General features: G+C 37.4%; 23 protein-coding genes. 14 read left to right on the top strand and 9 right to left on the bottom strand.

Going from position 1 to position 17,778, the window contains the following annotated elements; translation table 11 throughout:
- Window positions 1-39: 39 nt before the first annotated feature.
- The 3 genes from CD31_RS17755 to CD31_RS24085 all read right to left on the bottom strand — a co-directional run bounded on the left by CD31_RS17755 (window position 40) and on the right by CD31_RS24085 (window position 1,399).
- Window positions 40-666, bottom strand: a complete 627-nt coding sequence (locus CD31_RS17755) for a DUF2238 domain-containing protein (protein WP_036079583.1) — start codon at window positions 664-666, stop codon at window positions 40-42.
- A 108-nt stretch (window positions 667-774) separates the two neighbouring features.
- Window positions 775-1,077, bottom strand: a complete 303-nt coding sequence (locus CD31_RS17750) for a YunC family protein (RefSeq protein WP_004231716.1) — start codon at window positions 1,075-1,077, stop codon at window positions 775-777.
- A 199-nt stretch (window positions 1,078-1,276) separates the two neighbouring features.
- Complete coding sequence (locus tag CD31_RS24085) at window positions 1,277-1,399, bottom strand: hypothetical protein (RefSeq protein ID WP_016993110.1); 123 nt, start codon at window positions 1,397-1,399, stop codon at window positions 1,277-1,279.
- A 270-nt stretch (window positions 1,400-1,669) separates the two neighbouring features.
- Here CD31_RS24085 and CD31_RS17745 point away from each other — a divergent pair, with 270 nt between their 5' ends.
- A complete protein-coding gene (locus tag CD31_RS17745; RefSeq protein WP_036079581.1) occupies window positions 1,670-2,404 on the top strand; it encodes a polysaccharide deacetylase family protein in 735 nt (244 codons plus the stop codon).
- 64 nt (window positions 2,405-2,468) lie between these two features.
- Here CD31_RS17745 and CD31_RS17740 read toward each other — a convergent pair whose 3' ends face one another.
- Window positions 2,469-2,729: a hypothetical protein gene (locus CD31_RS17740; protein WP_036079579.1), complete on the bottom strand. Its 261-nt coding sequence runs from the start codon at window positions 2,727-2,729 to the stop codon at window positions 2,469-2,471.
- A gap of 105 nt (window positions 2,730-2,834) precedes the next feature.
- On the opposite strand from CD31_RS17740, the gene CD31_RS17735 reads away from it, so the two are divergent.
- Both CD31_RS17735 and CD31_RS17730 read left to right on the top strand, forming a co-directional pair.
- A complete protein-coding gene (locus CD31_RS17735; RefSeq protein ID WP_036079577.1) occupies window positions 2,835-3,629 on the top strand; it encodes a DUF2268 domain-containing putative Zn-dependent protease in 795 nt (264 codons plus the stop codon).
- Between the two features lie 18 nt (window positions 3,630-3,647).
- Window positions 3,648-4,157, top strand: a complete 510-nt coding sequence (locus CD31_RS17730; RefSeq protein ID WP_016993104.1) for a DNA-deoxyinosine glycosylase — start codon at window positions 3,648-3,650, stop codon at window positions 4,155-4,157.
- A 14-nt stretch (window positions 4,158-4,171) separates the two neighbouring features.
- On the opposite strand, the gene CD31_RS17725 is transcribed toward CD31_RS17730, so the two are convergent.
- The 3 genes from CD31_RS17725 to CD31_RS17715 all read right to left on the bottom strand — a co-directional run bounded on the left by CD31_RS17725 (window position 4,172) and on the right by CD31_RS17715 (window position 6,430).
- Window positions 4,172-4,972, bottom strand: a complete 801-nt coding sequence (locus CD31_RS17725; RefSeq protein ID WP_036079575.1) for a cytochrome c oxidase assembly protein — start codon at window positions 4,970-4,972, stop codon at window positions 4,172-4,174.
- 13 nt (window positions 4,973-4,985) lie between these two features.
- On the bottom strand, window positions 4,986-5,468 hold the full coding sequence (locus CD31_RS17720; protein ID WP_176408492.1) for a DUF2243 domain-containing protein: 483 nt from the start codon (window positions 5,466-5,468) through the stop codon (window positions 4,986-4,988).
- 104 nt (window positions 5,469-5,572) lie between these two features.
- A complete protein-coding gene (locus CD31_RS17715; protein ID WP_036079571.1) occupies window positions 5,573-6,430 on the bottom strand; it encodes an endo alpha-1,4 polygalactosaminidase in 858 nt (285 codons plus the stop codon).
- A 132-nt stretch (window positions 6,431-6,562) separates the two neighbouring features.
- On the opposite strand from CD31_RS17715, the gene CD31_RS23060 reads away from it, so the two are divergent.
- The 3 genes from CD31_RS23060 to CD31_RS17700 all read left to right on the top strand — a co-directional run bounded on the left by CD31_RS23060 (window position 6,563) and on the right by CD31_RS17700 (window position 9,720).
- Window positions 6,563-6,925 (top strand): hypothetical protein, encoded by a 363-nt coding sequence (locus CD31_RS23060; protein ID WP_081977513.1) that lies wholly within the window; start codon window positions 6,563-6,565, stop codon window positions 6,923-6,925.
- Between the two features lie 328 nt (window positions 6,926-7,253).
- On the top strand, window positions 7,254-8,885 hold the full coding sequence (gene abc-f / locus CD31_RS17705) for a ribosomal protection-like ABC-F family protein (RefSeq protein ID WP_036079567.1): 1,632 nt from the start codon (window positions 7,254-7,256) through the stop codon (window positions 8,883-8,885).
- A 73-nt stretch (window positions 8,886-8,958) separates the two neighbouring features.
- Window positions 8,959-9,720: a hypothetical protein gene (locus tag CD31_RS17700; protein WP_036079565.1), complete on the top strand. Its 762-nt coding sequence runs from the start codon at window positions 8,959-8,961 to the stop codon at window positions 9,718-9,720.
- A gap of 47 nt (window positions 9,721-9,767) precedes the next feature.
- Here CD31_RS17700 and CD31_RS17695 read toward each other — a convergent pair whose 3' ends face one another.
- On the bottom strand, window positions 9,768-10,253 hold the full coding sequence (locus tag CD31_RS17695) for an SRPBCC family protein (RefSeq protein WP_036079563.1): 486 nt from the start codon (window positions 10,251-10,253) through the stop codon (window positions 9,768-9,770).
- Window positions 10,254-10,389: 136 nt separating this feature from the next.
- Between CD31_RS17695 and CD31_RS17690 the strand changes: the two genes are divergently transcribed.
- Complete coding sequence (locus tag CD31_RS17690; protein WP_036079561.1) at window positions 10,390-10,755, top strand: YybH family protein; 366 nt, start codon at window positions 10,390-10,392, stop codon at window positions 10,753-10,755.
- Here CD31_RS17690 and CD31_RS17685 read toward each other — a convergent pair.
- On the bottom strand, window positions 10,752-11,546 hold the full coding sequence (locus CD31_RS17685; RefSeq protein ID WP_036079559.1) for a sulfite exporter TauE/SafE family protein: 795 nt from the start codon (window positions 11,544-11,546) through the stop codon (window positions 10,752-10,754). The two genes, CD31_RS17690 and CD31_RS17685, sit on opposite strands and share 4 nt — an antisense overlap.
- 110 nt (window positions 11,547-11,656) lie before the next feature.
- Here CD31_RS17685 and CD31_RS22745 point away from each other — a divergent pair, with 110 nt between their 5' ends.
- From CD31_RS22745 to CD31_RS17650, 7 genes are all read left to right on the top strand, one after another.
- The gene (locus CD31_RS22745; RefSeq protein WP_052125404.1) at window positions 11,657-12,466 is read left to right on the top strand and encodes an alpha/beta fold hydrolase; all 810 of its coding nucleotides are present in this window, start codon (window positions 11,657-11,659) and stop codon (window positions 12,464-12,466) included.
- A 16-nt stretch (window positions 12,467-12,482) separates the two neighbouring features.
- Complete coding sequence (locus CD31_RS17675; protein WP_036079557.1) at window positions 12,483-13,052, top strand: nucleotidyltransferase family protein; 570 nt, start codon at window positions 12,483-12,485, stop codon at window positions 13,050-13,052.
- Window positions 13,053-13,073: 21 nt separating this feature from the next.
- Window positions 13,074-13,538, top strand: a complete 465-nt coding sequence (locus CD31_RS17670) for a DinB family protein (RefSeq protein ID WP_036079555.1) — start codon at window positions 13,074-13,076, stop codon at window positions 13,536-13,538.
- Window positions 13,539-13,548: 10 nt separating this feature from the next.
- Complete coding sequence (locus CD31_RS17665) at window positions 13,549-14,379, top strand: helix-turn-helix domain-containing protein (RefSeq protein WP_036079553.1); 831 nt, start codon at window positions 13,549-13,551, stop codon at window positions 14,377-14,379.
- A 205-nt stretch (window positions 14,380-14,584) separates the two neighbouring features.
- A complete protein-coding gene (locus tag CD31_RS17660; RefSeq protein ID WP_036079551.1) occupies window positions 14,585-15,568 on the top strand; it encodes an ABC transporter substrate-binding protein in 984 nt (327 codons plus the stop codon).
- A 155-nt stretch (window positions 15,569-15,723) separates the two neighbouring features.
- Window positions 15,724-16,731 (top strand): FecCD family ABC transporter permease, encoded by a 1,008-nt coding sequence (locus CD31_RS17655; protein ID WP_036079549.1) that lies wholly within the window; start codon window positions 15,724-15,726, stop codon window positions 16,729-16,731.
- A gap of 28 nt (window positions 16,732-16,759) precedes the next feature.
- Window positions 16,760-17,755 carry a FecCD family ABC transporter permease gene (locus CD31_RS17650; RefSeq protein ID WP_052125408.1) on the top strand — a complete coding sequence of 332 codons (996 nt, stop codon included), beginning with the start codon at window positions 16,760-16,762 and terminating at the stop codon, window positions 17,753-17,755.
- Window positions 17,756-17,778: the final 23 nt, after the last annotated feature.

Here is a 17,778-nt window from a genome sequence, read left to right as displayed (position 1 = left end):
ACCTTTCATAGGTTATATAATCATGCTATGCAAAAATATTTATGATTTGTTTATTCTTTTTAAAAATTTGTCATGGAGCTTTGTGAATAGAAGTAAAGTTAAAATAGCTCCCAGCAAGGCCAAAAACATGTCCCATTGTGCATCCCATCGATCTCCCTGCATGCCTAAGAAATCCTTTGCTCCTTTACTACCCTTCGAGATTCTTGTACTTAACCATTCAATGATTTCATAAAAAGCAGCGATTGCGAGCAAAATACTGATTGTAATACCTGTAAGCCAAGCTCCTTTTGCAAGTGGTGTTTTCCTGATTAGTATTTCCCTTATTACGATGGCTAATAAACCTTTTAAAAAATGACCAAAGCGATCATAGTGATTACGTTGTAAATGAAATTCTTCTTTTATCCAATTAAAAAGAGGGACTTCCGAATAGGTATAATGCCCACCTATAAATGTCAGAATCGACAAGAGAGCGATGATAAAATAAGAAAATGTGGTGAGGCGGAATTTATAATAAATGCAAACAACGACTGTTATTGCCACAATTCCAGGACTAACCTCAGCTAGCCAATCTAAATAGGAGGAAGGCTTTATAACAGACCAGATGAAAACAATTAAAACAATAATAAGTAAGGTGGCGTGTATTTTAACATGTTGCCTACTATTCATATTAACAACTCCCTTTGTCCCACAGTATGGGAAATGGGGAAATTGCTTATTCAAATTAGGTTAGCAAACAAAAAAGAAAAGCGTCTTGTTGACGCTTTTTTTAGCCAATTAGATCATTTTTAAAAGCGCCTCTACACCCGTCATTCCTTCTGTAATACCAAGCTGTTCTGCTTCATATGTTACGGATTCTAATGGAGCTGTTAATAGCTCATCAATCGTTTTCACGCCTACTGCACGACCAGCAATAATTTTTCGATCAACTAAGCGACTATTTAATAGACCAACATCTAAAGCACCACACATAATGTAGCCTGTATCATTAGAAATGGTCAGTAATGTTGTTTTAGGTAATTGAACAACTACTGCGGTGAAGAAATGCCCTTTAATCATAATAGGCTCAATTGTCACCATTGAAATCACTCCTTTTCTCTATATACATATGGTGATGACTAGCAAGGTGTTCGACATTTTCATGAAAAAATTCATAACAATTAACTAAACCTGTTGCTAGATGTATAAGGAAAGTGAATAGGAGGATTAGTGAAAGCATGGGAGGCACTTTATTTAACCAAAAAGGAATCTACTCTGATGAATAGATTCCTTTTATTCTTTATCTTGTATAAGAAAGCAAAGCTGTTTGCTTAAATTTGTTTAATGCAATTGTTGCCTCATTTTTAGAACTATACTCAAACATGCGATAAGTGTTTTCTTCAAATACTGTAATAACCCACATATATGTGATCCCCTTTGCTGTGTTACATAACATTTAAATATTATTTAAACTGTTATATATCAATGATGATTTTATTTTACATCAATAAAGAAAAAAATAAAGTGCAATTCAATTTTTTTCACATATTGTTCAAAATTATAAATAACGTTTAAAATTTTTTTGAAATAATGAAAAGGAGAAAACAGTCAATCCTTCTCAAGTATATTTCATGGCAATTCGTAAATAGTAAGTTGACGGAGTTCTGTGATTTCGGACTTGGGAGGTGATGCTATGACACGTAATTACGTATTCATTTTTATGGTTTTCTTTTTAATCATCTCGGGATTTTTAGTGCAGGAAGGCTACGCAGATAGAGGTCGTCCTTATTATGAGGAGACAGGTGAAGTTGTTTGGGATATCAAAACAGAGGATAAAATTGTTGCACTCACCTTTGATGATGGTCCACATCCTAAATACACAGCTGCTGTGCTGGATTTATTAGCAAAATATGATGCAAAAGCCACCTTTTTTATTATTGGAAAAAATGCAGAAAAATATCCAGAGCTTGTTTTACGTTCTTATACAGAAGGCCATGAATTAGCAAATCATACGTATACACATCCATTTAAAGTTTCCATCAAAAAATTGCAAGAGGAGCTTCAACAGACAAATGACACGATTTATAGTATTACTGGTTTTTCCCCAGTTTTATTCCGTCCCGTTGGTGGAAATTACACGGATGCTATGATTAATGCTGCTGTTAAGGACGGCTATAAGGTAGTAATGTGGTCCTGGCATCAGGATACGCAAGACTGGAAAGAGCCTGGTGTAAGGAAAATTGTGCAAAAGGTAATGAAGGGAACAAAGCCTGGAGATGTTATTTTATTTCATGATGGTGGCGGGAACCGTACACAAACAATTCAAGCACTAGAAGAAATACTACCTGCATTAAAAAAGCAAGGCTACACATTTGTTACAATATCCGAGCTGATTGAAAGCAAACAGCAACATGAGCAAGTTCAATAATGAAAAGAAGTCATCTCAACAAAGTTTGAAATGGCTTCTTTTTCATTTAAATAAAAGGATTGAATTAGAAGAAAATAATTGGAGCTAGCGCAATACCTAAAATTGTTCCTAAAGCAATTCCATAGCCAAAACCTTCTCTTCTATAGCCTCCAAATCCCCAAAATCCTAAACCATAACCACTATATCTTCTATCAGGTAGAATCCATACCTGTCTTCTATCTACCCTTGTGATTTCTCCTACATGTACTTTACCAGATGAATCCGAGATTCGAACACGTTTACCATGATATTTACAGCAAAGACTATAAGCATCAGCTGGATTCACACATTTCCCTCCTTTCAATGTCATTACAAGCTAATATATGCGATTTGATGCATTTATCACTAGCCGATTGTCTATTCAAGACATATGCTGTGAAGAGGTGATAATATGGCTGTTGTGTCAACAGATAAGTGGTTAAATGAATTTGTAAATGCTAGAAAGTTCACTAGAAAGGATGAGCTAACAAGCTTACAATGCTCGATGCTTTGCAATCGATTAGTCAAACTATTTCGAGATGGGCTTCCAGAAGAAATTCACTATACATTACAGCAACAAGGTCTTTTTTTACCACATGAGGAAGTCGATGTTGAAAAATTAAAGAAGCAAAAAGTATGGGATTGTGTACAGCAGGAGTTCCTATACTTACAGCGGAAATGGAATGGACCCTCAATACCAATATATATTTTCCCGATTACTCAGCAGCAAACGATAACCAATAAAAATGGTGTCGCTTATCCTCATTCGCTTTTTTTATTTGTGGGCGATTTACAAAAGCAGGAGCTCCAAGCGTTATTTGCTCATGAATATAACCATGTTTGTCGTATACACATCTTAAAAAAAACTTTAGATGAGATGACTTTATTGGATTCTCTCATTTTAGAAGGCTTAGCAGAAGATGCAGTGAAAGATTTATACGGGGAAAAATGGATTGCTCCTTGGTTACAATCCTACTCAGATAAAGAGCTTTTAGCTTTATGGGGGCATCATTTTTTACCACAGTTACAACTTCAAGGAATCGAACAGCATCATCCATTTCTATATGGGGGGGACCTTCCGCAATGGATAGGCTATTGTATAGGCTACAAAATTGTACAGTCGTATAAAATAAACCATTCATGCCAACATCCCTTGTTCATTTCAAGCCAAGATTTACTTGCTGGTTCGAATTTTCCGCTACAATAGAGAAAAGGAGTGATTGTTGTGTCCAATGAATTAAAAAATATATTATTACCAATTGTAGACTCAGCAACAAAGGTGCTCATTGTTGGATCAATGCCAGGAAGACAATCGTTAGAGAAGCAGCAATACTATGGCAATCCACGCAATCACTTTTGGCCCATTATTGGTGAGTTGTTAGAGATAGCGATTCCAAATGAATATACAGAGAGAATAGCCTTATTAAAAAACAATGCAATCGGTCTTTGGGACACGATTGCAACTTGTGAACGCGAAGGAAGTTTAGATGCAGCGATACGCAATGAAAAGCCCAATGATTTTCAAACCCTTTTTGAACAATACCCTAATATCCAATTAGTGCTTTTTAATGGAGCGAAAGCATTTGAGGTTTTTAAAAAGCATATTGGCTTAGAGCTTCTTGATGGACGAGCCTATAAAAAAATGCCATCAACAAGTCCAATACCAGGGAAAAATATCAAAACGTTCACTGAAAAGCTAGAGGACTGGCGGATTATCCAATCCTATTTATCCTAATCAACAGAGCGAGATTAGCGTGATGAAGTAGCTGCCTTGGAGTGAATAGTATTCCTTGTACTTTTAAACCATTGATAAAAGAGAATATACACAAGAAGGATTTCAATAGCATCACCACCGTAGTACATGATCTTAGCACCTAGTTCGGCCTCTGTGGCTGGTACATGATGAGGCGGATTTGCATAAATAAATTTTGCTAATATTGCATGAGCTGCTAATGCTGCTACTAATGTAAGAGATCGAAAGACATAAGAATATGAGTGTGGAGTAGGATCAAAATAAATAAAGGCAATAGTAAATAGATAACCCGCTAGAAAAATGTGAAGATGAATGAATACATACAGTAGTATATGTTCATGCATCAAATTGAAAAGTGAGGTTGTATAGAGTAACCATAGGCCGCCTACATTTAGAATAGAAGCAATAATTGGATGACGAATAAAACGAACATATGGATTTTTCAATAGCCGAGAAAGAACACGAGCTTTGTTTACTGGTAAGGTTCTTAACAGTAGTGTCATGGGAGCTGCTAATGTCATAAGTAATGGGGCAAGCATGCCAAGTAATAAATGCCCTATCATATGTGCGTCAAAATGGATATGACTAAGAGTAGCCAATGGGCCGATTAATGTGATGAGAGCACAGGCACTCCCAATTATCCAACAGATAGTACGAAAATGAGGCCATTGTTTTTTATGTTGATTCGAAATAATAACAGCGAGGATATACAATATAAGAGCTATAAAAAATGGCAAAGCCAGTAGTAGCTGAACCATGTTGGAAATGTTTTGAGCATGAGCTTCATGAGAATGCAAGATGCGCCACCTCCTATCGTCCTTTTTGATTTGTTTGGAGCAGTAAGACCATACCGATAATAATTAATAGCGCCGCAAATATGTTCCAAACGATATCATAGGGGAGTATTTCAACGTTGTAACGAATTTGGTGAAGTTTCATGAATTTATGCTGTATGATGCCATCGTAAAGCTGGAATGTGCCTGCTCCCAGAAAAATACCGCCTAGCCATCTTTTTAGCCAAAACCCATGTTTTCTATGTAGGTCAGCCAATAAAAAAGCAGATCCAATCGTAGCAAAAAAGCTGAATGCATGAAATAAACCATCTGAAACTAGTCCAATAGCAGCTGTAGACTTATCATAGAAATGATGCCAGTGTAATAATTGGTGAAAAATTACCTCATCTATAAATGCCACAACCCCAAGCCCAAATAAGATCCCAGTCCACATGTTCTGCTTCTTATATTGAAAGCGGTTTTCGTGCTTAGGTTTTTGCTTTTCATACGTATTTGTCATATCCAATCCTATCACCTCAAGCTGATTTTCCTTTAGTCTACCCCTGAGAAGAGCTCTTAAACAAACATCCTCCAAAACAGTCGTTTGTTAGGGGGAGGTAAGGATTATTGCCAGCTATTATAGTAAGAGCCAGCAGGGCTATAAAAGAATTTGAAATGATACTTCTCCGCTAAAGCACGGCTTTTTAATTCTTCTTCAAAACCAATTGCCATCACCTGTGTACCAAATTTATTGCGTATGTGGACAAGCTTTTGCATCATATCGAGTGACCATTCATCTTTTCCTACCACAGGATAAGAAAAATCCTCCCACATAATAAAGTCAACATATGGCGCTGTATAATCAGCAAGTGTTTGAAATCCCCAATTTTGAGCAACAGATAAATCGGGATGACGTTTTTTAATTTGTTGGATAAAAGATAACATGGCTTCATTTTGCCTTTTTTGTTCATCTTTAGGTAAATAAGAATTGATATTACCGACCGTATCTAAAAACACGCCATCTAAGCCTTTCTGAACTATTTGCTTCTCTATTTCTGCTAGCAAAATGTCTTGATAGTGCGTAGAAGTCAAATTCATTAAAAAAGAATCCCATTCGGCAAAATACATTCTTTCACCCTGTTTATCTCGATAAAAATCTTCTTGTTTCAATTGATGATAGAGTGCTGTATTCCATTTGTCTGCCTCCATCGCATTAATATAGCCGTACACTAAAGTACCGCTTTTTTGAGCATTGACGATATACTTTTGCTGCATTTCAATAGGTTCTACAATCACTAAATCTAATTTCGTCATGCTCTTACCAATGGCATCATTGCCTTTATCTAAATAGTATTTGTAATCTTTCACATCAGCAAGTTTTGCTTGGATACTAGTGGAAGAAGATACTGGATTTTTTGCAAGCAGTATCCACATACTCCCTGCGATGAGCGTGGCTAATAAAAGTAACAATAATTTTTTCATAAGGGCTCCTTTTTGAAAAATATCCCTTCCATTATACATTAATAGGAAATGTATTACCTTCGATAAATGGGCAATGGCTCAACGGTTATTCGCCCTTTTACATATATTGAATAATGTAAAAGGAGGGTTTGTGTGTCTAATAATCCATTTAGAGAAGATAATTTTAGAAGACCTGGTTGGGGAGATTATAATGATTTTGAAACAACGCCATTTGGGCCAACTCCTTTCGGATCCACTCCAGCAGGACAAATGCCAATGAGCACACCACCAGGTTTTTCGCCACCGATTACCGCTTGGCGAGTAGGATCAAGTGGTATACGTTCCTGTTTGTTTAGAAATACGTATATTTGGCTGAATAGTGGTAGAAGTTTTTGGTTTTTCCCTACAGCTATAGGAAGGGAAATCATTGCTGGTTTCCGATGGAGCCGAAGATATGGCTGGTATTTCCGTACCATTTCAAGAAATCAAATTCGCTCTTACGAATGTTTTAGATAGACGCTCAAGGTAGGGAGTTTTATTTTCAAAAAAATGATGCTACAATGGCGATAACGATAAATGAAGGGAAGATGGGTGGCTAATGAATAACTAATCTTAATTTTTGTAAAAGAAATTTTATATTTCACGAACAACAAAAATAGGATTAGTCTGCCCATTTTTCATAATAAATGCTTTATATTCGCAAACAGCTGCTGATATTTAGCTACTCCAAAGATTGTTTTCATAATAATCTTGGAGCTTATTTGTGTATGATATTGTAGCGACTAATCCTTCCAAATGAATTGGAGGGATTTTTTTGTCCCTCCAACTGGAGAGGATGGATAGGATGAAGGAACTTTTAAAATTACAGGATGTACGTTATGAAATAAAGGACACATTGCTATTTGAGCATGTGACAGGCACAGTAAAACAAGGCGAAGTCATCGGCATCATAGGGAGGAATGGGGCTGGGAAATCGACATTATTACAATTGATTCAAGGTACATTATCACCAACTATGGGAGCAATTCAGGGAGCACAGGCTTTAAAAATTACATTTGTTGAACAGGAGCTAGCTCATTTTGACAAACAAGAGGTATCCGCAAGAGAAGCTGATCTGCTGGCTAAGTGGCAGGTACCAAATGTGTCATTTGCAGCGTTAAGTGGGGGCGAAAAGCTGAAAATGCGTCTTGCAGAAGGTTTTTCCCAGAATGCTCAAATTTTATTACTTGATGAACCAACGAATCATTTAGATGAACAAAGTACCGCATTTCTTATCAGACAAGTACACAACTATGAGGGAACGATCATCGTGGTGTCGCATGATCGCTATTTTTTAGATAAGGTGGCCACAAAAATCTGGTCTATTGAGGATAAGAGTCTTATTGAACATGATGGCAATTATACAAGCTATATGGCTGATAGGGAGCACCGAAGATTAACACAACAACGAGCCTATGAGAAGCAACAAAAAAATATTGAACGGATTGAGGCTCAAATGTCGGAACTGACGTCTTGGTCACAAAAAGGCCACGCTCAATCAACAAAATTGGAAGGCTTTAAGGAGTACCATCGTGTGAAAGCAAAGCGCTTAGACTCGCAGGTAAAATCTAAGAAAAAGCGATTAGAAGCTGAACTTTCGAAGGCAAGCGTGGAAGCGGTGAAGCCAGAAGCAGAGATTCGTTTTTCTTTAGGCACGAATCAACGGGTTGGCAAGCGCTTACTGGAAACCAAGCATTTATCTTTAAAATTTGATAAACGCACATTATTTAACGATGTTAATATTACAGCTAAATTTGGAGATAAGATAGCTATTACAGGGAAGAATGGCAGTGGGAAAACAAGCTTTTTGAAAATACTTTTAGGCAAGCTAGAAGCTGAGGGTGAAGTATGGCTATCACCTGCTGCAAACATTGGTTATTTGACACAGGAAGTATTTGATTTACCACTTGATCAAACACCAGAGCAATACTTTTATCAGGAGACATTTGAAGAACGTGGTAAAGTTCGCAACTTGATGAAGAATTTAGGGTTTACACTGACACATTGGACATCTCCCATAGGCAAAATGAGTATGGGAGAACGCGTAAAGTGTAAGCTGATGGCTTATATTTTAGAGGATAAAAATGTACTAATTTTAGATGAGCCGACAAATCATCTTGACTTACCCTCTCGTGAGCAGTTAGAGCACACTCTTGCCCAATATAATGGGACATTGCTTGTCGTCTCACATGATCGATATTTTCTAGAAAAAGTCACGAATAGTGTTTGGGAGCTTCACGATCAGCACATCAAAAAAAAGTGGACAGAAGTCGCACCGAATAAAGTGGATGATACAGCGGCTATCCGTTTAAAGCTTGAAACGGAAAGGCAAGAGATCTTAGGCAAATTGAGCTTTCTAACAGCAAAAGATAAGGACTACGCAATGCTTGACCAGCAGTTTAATGAACTGACGAAGCGCATCAATGAGCTTCGATAGCGGAAACGTTTAAGTTAACCTTTTCAAGGGGAAAATATGGAGAGAAGGCATTTCTTACATGGGGGTTTACATGATGAAAAAGGTAGTATTTCTCTTTTTATTGTTAAGCATTTGTAGCATAAGTGCTTGTGCTGAACGGGATAAGAATGTACCAGAGCATGACAATAAAATCAATACATCTGTAACACAATCAATTAATGATAAAAGTGATACAGTTCAAGCACAAACTGAAGCTCTTCAACAAATAAAGGAGCAGATTCATTTTGATGTTCCATTAAAAATGCCATCAACGTTACCTATTGGAGAGGGTTCATTTTTAACAGCTACAACAAGGACACAGGGCGACCAGGTTGAAGTTATCTTTTATGAGAGCAAAGAGAACATGCCAATTAATGATATTCGTTTAAAAAAATCAGGGACTGTTATTGGAAGATTGCTGGTCAAGAAATATAAAAGTGCGGAAGGTGCAAGCACACAGATAGCGTTTGATAATTTTAATCAAAATGGTGGGCAAGAGGTTGATCTTGGTTACAATATAAAAGGTTATCAAGATGCAGGTGCCGGCTCATTATGGACTGGTTGGAATGAAGGCCGATGGGCAATTGCCACTCATACACGAACTGATAATCCTGATGCAGGTGTTAAACTGGCTAAGCAGGCAGTAGCGTATTTAGAAAACCACATGCTGCCTATCCCAAGGCAATATGGCATGGCTCAGCTAGATGTCTATCAATCAGGTAATTTAATTGTGTGGCAGGATGAAAAGCTTGTTTACACACTCGATTCAATCAAAGATCCTTTAAACGCACTAGCAATAGCCACAGCTTTTTATTAATTTTTGAAATCCTAGAGTAATAATGCTCTAGGATTTTTTGTCTTATTTTATTTCACAGTACTTAGCATTTTTTTGTATTCACTGAATCGTTGCTGCCATTCATCCATGGGGAAATGTTGATGTTCTACGCCATTTAGTAAATCTGTTAACATATCAAGGCAAATATGCCATCCTGCTAAATCCTTCGGTGTATGCTCTGTCAGCTCTTGAAGTGTCTCCACTAATACCAATAAAGAACCCTTGTTAGTAGAAGATAGTTCAAATCTCACCGTATCCGTTCCCCAATCAAATGCCAGTACTTCTTTCTCGGCATAATCTGTAATGGTTATTTCCTCAAAATTACCTGTTCCATCATTCATATTAAAATGTATTTTCCCGTTCTTACGTAGCTCAATGATTTCTAAATTACTCATCCATTTTTGTAGGTTTTCATTGTTAGTCATGGCGGCCCAAACGGCATTTTTTAAATGTGGTAATGGTCGTTTGAATGTAGCAATATGGTGATTGGATTGTTTTTCAATAGTAGCTAGCATAGACATCCTCCGTCTTTATAGTTTTGACTTCATTATAGATGTTCTTCAGTAGCTGTCCAAGCAGAAGGTCATGCAACAATTATCATTTCTAAGAAGTCAATTTTAGGATAAAATTGTTAAAAAAGGAGGGGTAAAGATGACACATCAACAAGCATTGGTACATTATATTCAAGCAACAAATACCCATGATTTTAATCAAGTAAAGGCTATTTTGCATCCACAAGCAATTTATTGGTTCTCTGATAAAACTTGCACAACAACAGAGGAGATTGAGGCTTATTTCAAGCATGCATGGAATGTTATTAAAGAAGAGGTTTATTCAGCCACTGATGTAAAATGGTTAACCGTTGATGAAAAGACGGCTACCTGTCTCTATACATATCATTATGAAGGCTATCATAACGGAAAGTTTGTATCAGGTAGCGGTAGAGCGACTAATATTTTTACACTAATTAATGGTGAATGGAAGATAATTCATGAGCACTTGAGTAGTGGTCATTAAATTATTTTCCATATAATTTGAACAAGCAACAATGTAATAATCAATGTTAGCAGTATTTTGGCTAACCTTAATGGAATGTACGGAAGCACTAGGAGACCTAATTGGGAGCCTATAATAGAGCCAAGTGCCAAAGCAATCGCATAGTGCCATTGAATAAAGCCAGAGTGATTAAACACAACAAATGCCCCTGTACAGCTACCAAAGAGGAGTACTCGAGTGAGCTGTACAGACTTTATGTAAGGGTGATGAGAACGTAGATAATGTAAGATGCTAAATGTCGAAGAGCCAGGGCCGAAACCACCATCATACATGGCGATGAAAAACGGTTGCCAAAAATGAGGTGCTTGATGTTCTAGCGAATCATGAACTTCGGTCCACGCCTTATTCTTCAAAGTAAAGACTAAAGCCAAAAGGAGTAGCACACAGGCCGTATAGTTCATTGTTTGCTCAGACAGCGAAACCGCTAGAAATGCGCCGCAAATCCCCCCAACAAAAGCAAGAGCTATATATTTGAGGATAGATGGGAGATGTAGCTCTTTCTGATAGAGTAGATAGAAAATACTGGATAAAGCTGAAATACCTGTAGAAAATTTGTTTGTGGCAATACTTGTTTGAATCGGAATACCGACAAGCATCATGGCAGGAAGTGTAATCAGTCCACCACCTCCCGCAAGTGTACCGACAAAAGCAGCTATCATTCCAATACATACGAGTGTAAAAGAAATGTTTGCATAAAAAAGTCCAATAAAGCTAAGTAGTACAAAGAACAACATCATAATCATTTTATTCATAAGCTTCTCCCTTTCTTTTATTAGCTTAAGGGTAATTGGTGTTAATGTATAAATCTAATATATAATTTTTGGTTATTTATAAAATTAATTTATAGGAAATGGGGGATTAAATGAATCAAGAAATATATCAATGGGGAAATCCTTATAATCCATCTTTAGTTTTTTTACATGGACTTGGAAGCTCAGGCTTAGCATTTGGGGAGCTAGCAACTTATTTATCGGAGTATCATATTATTTCTTTCGACTTACCAGGACATGGTTATAGAGCTACATTAGAAGCGGAAGAAGAGTATCTTCCCTCTAATTTAATTCAAATAATAGAGGAAATAATAAGTACAAATTTAAAAAATAAGCCCTTTTATTTAATTGGGCATTCTTTTGGTGCAGACTTGGCTATTCATTACGGAGCAAAATACTCGCATCAACTTAAAGGGATCGTACTACTAGATGGCGGATATATGGCTGGAAAAGATTTGGGTATCACTTTAGACAAAGAATTAAAGGACGTAGCAAATTTTTGCGAAAATGTCCGCTTTAAATCATGGGAGGAATTTTTTAACTCTGAGAAAGAAGAGCTTTCTCGGTGGTCGAAGGAGTTAAACGAAGCTTCAAAAGCACAAGTGAAGGAACACAACGGGGAGATCAGACTAACTCTTTCTCACTTCACGGCCCAAGCTATGATAAAAGGTATCAATTTTGAACCAGTTGACCAAGTAGTGAGCATGATAAAATGTCCTACATTATTATTGCATGCTACGGTACCCGCTGAATTAGAAACGAAAAGAAAAAATTGCATCCAAAGCTTACATTTGAAAATAGAGAAATTAGATGTTGAGTCGATTGTAGGGGCAAGCCATGATATTTTTCGTGATGCACCTGAGATAGTGGCGGAAAGATTAACATTTTGGTGTAAAAGCTAAACTGGAGGCTAAATGAATGAGAACGCTTAAAACGGAGGAAGAGCTGAAGAACTTAATAGCATCTGATGACTGGATGATGCACATTTTATCCACAGTAGAAACCTTGCAACTACAAGATTGCTGGGTATGTGCAGGAGTTATTCGCTCAAAGGTATGGGATTACCTTCATGTAAAAGAAGAAAGAACACCAATTGCTGATATTGATGTGATATATTTTGATAAAGAAAATCTAGCAGAAGAAGCAGAGAAGCAGTATGAACATGAACTGAGAAAGCTATCTCCAAACGAGCCTTGGTCTGTGAAAAATCAAGCACGAATGCATGTTTTAAATGGTAGTAATCCGTATAAGTCTGCTATTGATGGCATTTCTCATTTTCCAGAAATACCAACGGCGATTGGTGTAAAGTTATCAGATGGGATACTAGAGATTGCAGCACCGTATGGTATTCATCTTTTAGGAGCAGGCATTGTAGAGCCAACACCGTTTTACCTAGAAAATAAGGATAACTATGCGATTTATCGTCAAAGAATTCAGCAAAAACAATGGCATTTAAGTTGGTCAGAATTGAAAATTAATCTTCAATAAAAAAGAAGGCGAGGGGACCAATTGCAACGAGATAAAGCCTATGTCATTAAACACTATAAAAAATCTTTAGATTGGATAAATAATTTGCGAGGATTATCTGAGGAGCAATGGCGTACGCCCATCGCACCTGGGAAATGGTCGGTTGCAGAGGTAATTGGACATCTTCCTCCATGGGATATGTTTGTGTTAAATCACCGAATCCCTTTTCTGCTTACAGATGAGCGTTTGCCGAAAGGGCCAGATGTAGCACATTTGAATACAATGGCAGCTAAGAAAAGCCGTGAACAAGCAATGGAGGAAACATTGAATGATTTTATTTCCACAAGGCGTCAATTATTACAGACCATTCAGCAGTGGACTAATGAGCAATGGCAACACTCATTTAAAATTGGGCAGTCAGAGATGACTATAATCGATTATTTTGTAGGATTAATCAATCATGATTTACATCATTTTTCTCAGATTCAGAATGTTATACATGTATAGGAGTTTGCATATGGATATCAAATATTTAATTGATTACTTTGCACATGCTTCTGTAAAATTTACAGATGTTTTTACTAAAAAAATGGAGCCAGGTGAAGTGGATGTTGGTAGAACAACGGCCCCAGAAAAGTGTGGTTTAGTGGTGCCACTTGCAGGAAGTGCGATCTTTAGCTTTAATGGAACCCCCTATATGATGGAGCCAGGAATGATTGTCCATGCAGGCCCCCAGATGCCGATAGAAGTGAGAGCGACTGGTCATAAAGGGTGGGAGTATGCAGTTGTTCATTATCGCCTTCCAATAGAAGAAACAGCTCTTTATCCACTAGCCGAGCAACATTTTCTAATTAATACAGGCTTTAACACACAAATTATTAGCCATGTTCAGCAACTAATAGAAAGCTATTCCTTTCCTGGTAATATGGCTGTATTCAAGTCTAAGACATTATTTATGAACTTGTTGGAAGATATCCTTGTAGCGGCAAAAATGAAGGTTCTAGATAGTGCCAGCGAATTAATGGAGCAGGCCTTACAGTATATACATGAAAATTATGCAGAGCAAATCTCTGTATCAAATATCGCGATGGAATTTGGTATTGAGCGTCGTCGTTTTGCTTATTTATTTGAGCAGCATACAGGCATGAATCCAAGCACTTATATTACGGAATATCGTATACGACGCGCAAAAGACTTGCTGGAATATGATGTGATTCCAGTAGCTGAAGTAGCAGAATGTGTCGGATATGTTGATTGTTTTTACTTTAGTAGAGTATTTAAAAAGTGCACAAATTTATCTCCTTCAGCCTATCGAAAGATGAAAATGGAGGAATCCAACTATATGTAAAAAAACTGTTTCTTCCAAAAAAGAAGCAGTTTTTTTATTAGTAAAATCGGCAAAAATCCATGTCATTTTCGAAATCGTCCATTCACAATCTTTTTTTACTTTGTTAGGATAGTATCCGTAAATGATAATGAGTATCAATTATGTGTTGACATATGTATGAAAACGATTATCATTATCAATATGAGCTCGTTAGGGGAGAATATCTATGAATAAATATTTTAAAATGTGTGCACCGGCACTATTAGCATTATCACTGGCTGCATGTGGAACAGATAAAGCAGAGGAATCTACATCAACAGCTAATACAGCGGAGACAAGTGCAACAGAATCACAGACAGAGCAAGCTAAATCAACGCAGACCATCACGTACTTAGGCGAGCAATATGAGCTACCAGCCGAAGTAAAGAACATTGTCGCTGCCAGTCTTGAATCAATGGAAGATGCGGCAATGCTTGGTATTAAGCCAGTAGGTGTCCTTGAAGTAGGTGGCAAAGTTCCTGCCTATCTAGCAACAGATTTTGAAGGGGCTACACTTGTAGGAAATAAAATGGAGCCAAATGCAGAAGCCATTCTTAATCTGGACCCTGATGTAATCGTGGGTACTTCGAAATTCCCTGAAGAAACGGCTGAAAAGCTCAACAAAATTCAAACAATGATTCCATACTCACATATTTCAACAAATTGGAAAGAAAATTTAACTTTGCTTGCACAATTAGCTGGAAAGGAAGAGGATGCAAAGAAAATCATCTCTGACTATGCAGCAAAAGTTGCTGATGCCCAAATAAAATCCAAGGAGCAATTAGCAGATAAGCAAGTATTAATCATTCGTGTTCGTGGTGGAGTGATGTACATCTATCCAGCAGGTGTTTATTTAAACCCTGTTCTATATAAAGATTTAGGAGCACCTGTTCCAGAAGTTGTCTCAACAGCTAAAGCGCAAGCTGAACTATCACTTGAAACATTAGCACAAGTAAATCCAGATACGATTTTCCTACAATTCGAGGATTCAGAGAATAAGGATACGCCAAAAGCTTTAGAGGAGCTACAAAAGAATCCAATTTTCACTAGCTTAAAGGCAGCACAAAATAATCAAGTTTTCGTCAACGCAATTGAGCCATTGGCACAAGGTGGTACTGCTTGGTCTAAAGTGAAATTCTTAGATGTCGCAGCTGAAAAATTACTTAAATAGTATAAACAGGCTGGTAGTAGATTTGGTGAGATCACCGGGCTATTACCGGCCTTTTGTAAGATATGGCAATTTTCACTGTAGGCAGTTGTTAAGGGTATACACTTCAGTAGTTGATATTGTGTACCGCAAAATGGATAAAGAAAAAGGTGTGAAAGTTGAAAAAAACAAACATAGTGTCATTTTCAATATTAGCGATAGCTCCTTTCCTTATTGCCCTTGTGGCCCTAATTTCGGTTATGTATGGAACAAAAGATATTAGTGCACTTACAGTATGGCAGTCGATGACAGCATTTGATCCATCAGATGTTGATCATCAAATTATACGGACAGGCCGTATTCCAAGAATTGCTGCGGTATTGCTAGTTGGAGCATTTTTAGCAGTTGCTGGTGCAGTTATGCAGGGGATTACACGAAACTATTTAGCCTCTCCTTCATTAATGGGTGTCAATGATGGCTCTGCATTTGTCATTACATTAGCCATAGTTTTTTTCCCAGGACTACCAAATTATCAAATGATTTTATTATCGATGCTTGGTTCTGCATTGGGAGCAGGTATTGTCTTTGGTTTTGGCTCGTTAATCCGCAATGGCTTATCTCCAGTAAGGCTAGCCATAATTGGAACAGTCATCGGCACATTTTTAAGTAGTATTGCTACTGCGATTGCGATGTATTTCCAAGTATCCCAAACAGTTAGTGCTTGGTATAACACAAAGGTACATATGGTAGATATGGATATGCTCATCCTTTCTATTCCATTTGGTTTAACTGGATTGATTTTGGCTTTATTATCGGCAAAAGCGATTACCATTACTTCGCTAGGTGAAGATATTGCCATGGGGCTTGGACAGAAAACAAAAACAGTACGTATTATTAGCATGCTAGCTGTCGTATGTTTGACAGGGACAGCGGTTGCCCTTGTAGGGAAAATCGCCTTTGTAGGGTTAGTCATACCACATATTACACGCTTCCTTGTCGGTGTTGATTATCGCTATATTATTCCTTGTGCAGCTGTTATTGGAGCCTTTTTCTTAGCGCTTTGTGATGTCCTGAGCCGCGTTGTCAATTATCCATTTGAAACGCCAATTGGTGTCTTAACCGCATTGGTCGGTGTACCATTCTTCTTATATTTAGTTCGTAAGCACGGAGGTGAAAAACGTGCATAAAAAAACCTCAAGTTTATTCTTTTTAACCATGTCGATGCTTATTTTATTGATTTTCGTTGCGAGCTATTTACATATTACAAATGGTGTTTTTGATATGTCTGTAATGGATGTCATTAAAACATTGTTGCGGATTGAGTCCAATTCAAAGTTTGATCTTGTTATTTTTGAATTCCGTTTACCTCGAATTGTTATTGCTGGACTTGTCGGTATTGGCTTAGGTATGGCGGGAGTTGTATTACAGGGGATTACACGCAATGGACTAGCAGATCCAGGTATATTAGGGATTAATGCAGGGGCTGGTGCAGCAGTCGTCATATTCATGTTCTTCTTTCAATTAAAGCTAGTAAGTGCCGATATGAGTAGCTGGATGTCAATTTTAATGATGCCATTATTTGGTTTTATCGGTGGAACAATTGCAGCTATCCTGATTTTTTCATTTGCTTTAAAAAATGGTCATCTGGATATGCAGCGATTAATCTTAACTGGTATTGCTATCAATAGTGGATTTGGAGCTTTGTCCTTATTCCTATCCTTAAAAATGAGTGCACAAGATTTTGAATCAGCGGCTATTTGGATGGCAGGTTCTATTTATAATGCGAATTGGATCTTTGCGCTTACGATGCTACCTTGGCTTTTGATTTTAGGACTATATGTGCACAGAAAATCATATTTACTCGATTATTTCCAGCTTGAAGAGGATAGCATCACAAGTTTAGGAATAGCAGTTGAAAAGGAGAAAATGAAGCTGTTATTAGCCAGTGTAGGTCTTGTCAGCGCTTGTGTATCTGTATCAGGGAGTATTGGATTCATAGGTTTAATGGCTCCCCATATTGCCAAGCAGCTTGTTGGTATTCAGCACCGTTATGTTATGCCAGTGAGTGCTTTAATTGGTGCAGGTCTGTTAATCTTAGCTGATTTTATTGGTAAAACCGTTTTTGCACCATCGGAACTGGCTGTAGGTATTGTCGTTTCAATTATTGGGATTCCATATTTCTTGTATTTACTGGTGAAATCTAAGGCATAGGAGGAAATGGCGTGCAAACTGCA

It is taken from the genome of Lysinibacillus boronitolerans JCM 21713 = 10a = NBRC 103108 (genome assembly GCF_000772935.1).
GTDB lineage: Bacteria > Bacillota > Bacilli > Bacillales_A > Planococcaceae > Lysinibacillus > Lysinibacillus boronitolerans.
Note: the sequence above shows the minus strand (reverse complement) of the source record. Positions and strands in the feature narration are given on the sequence as shown.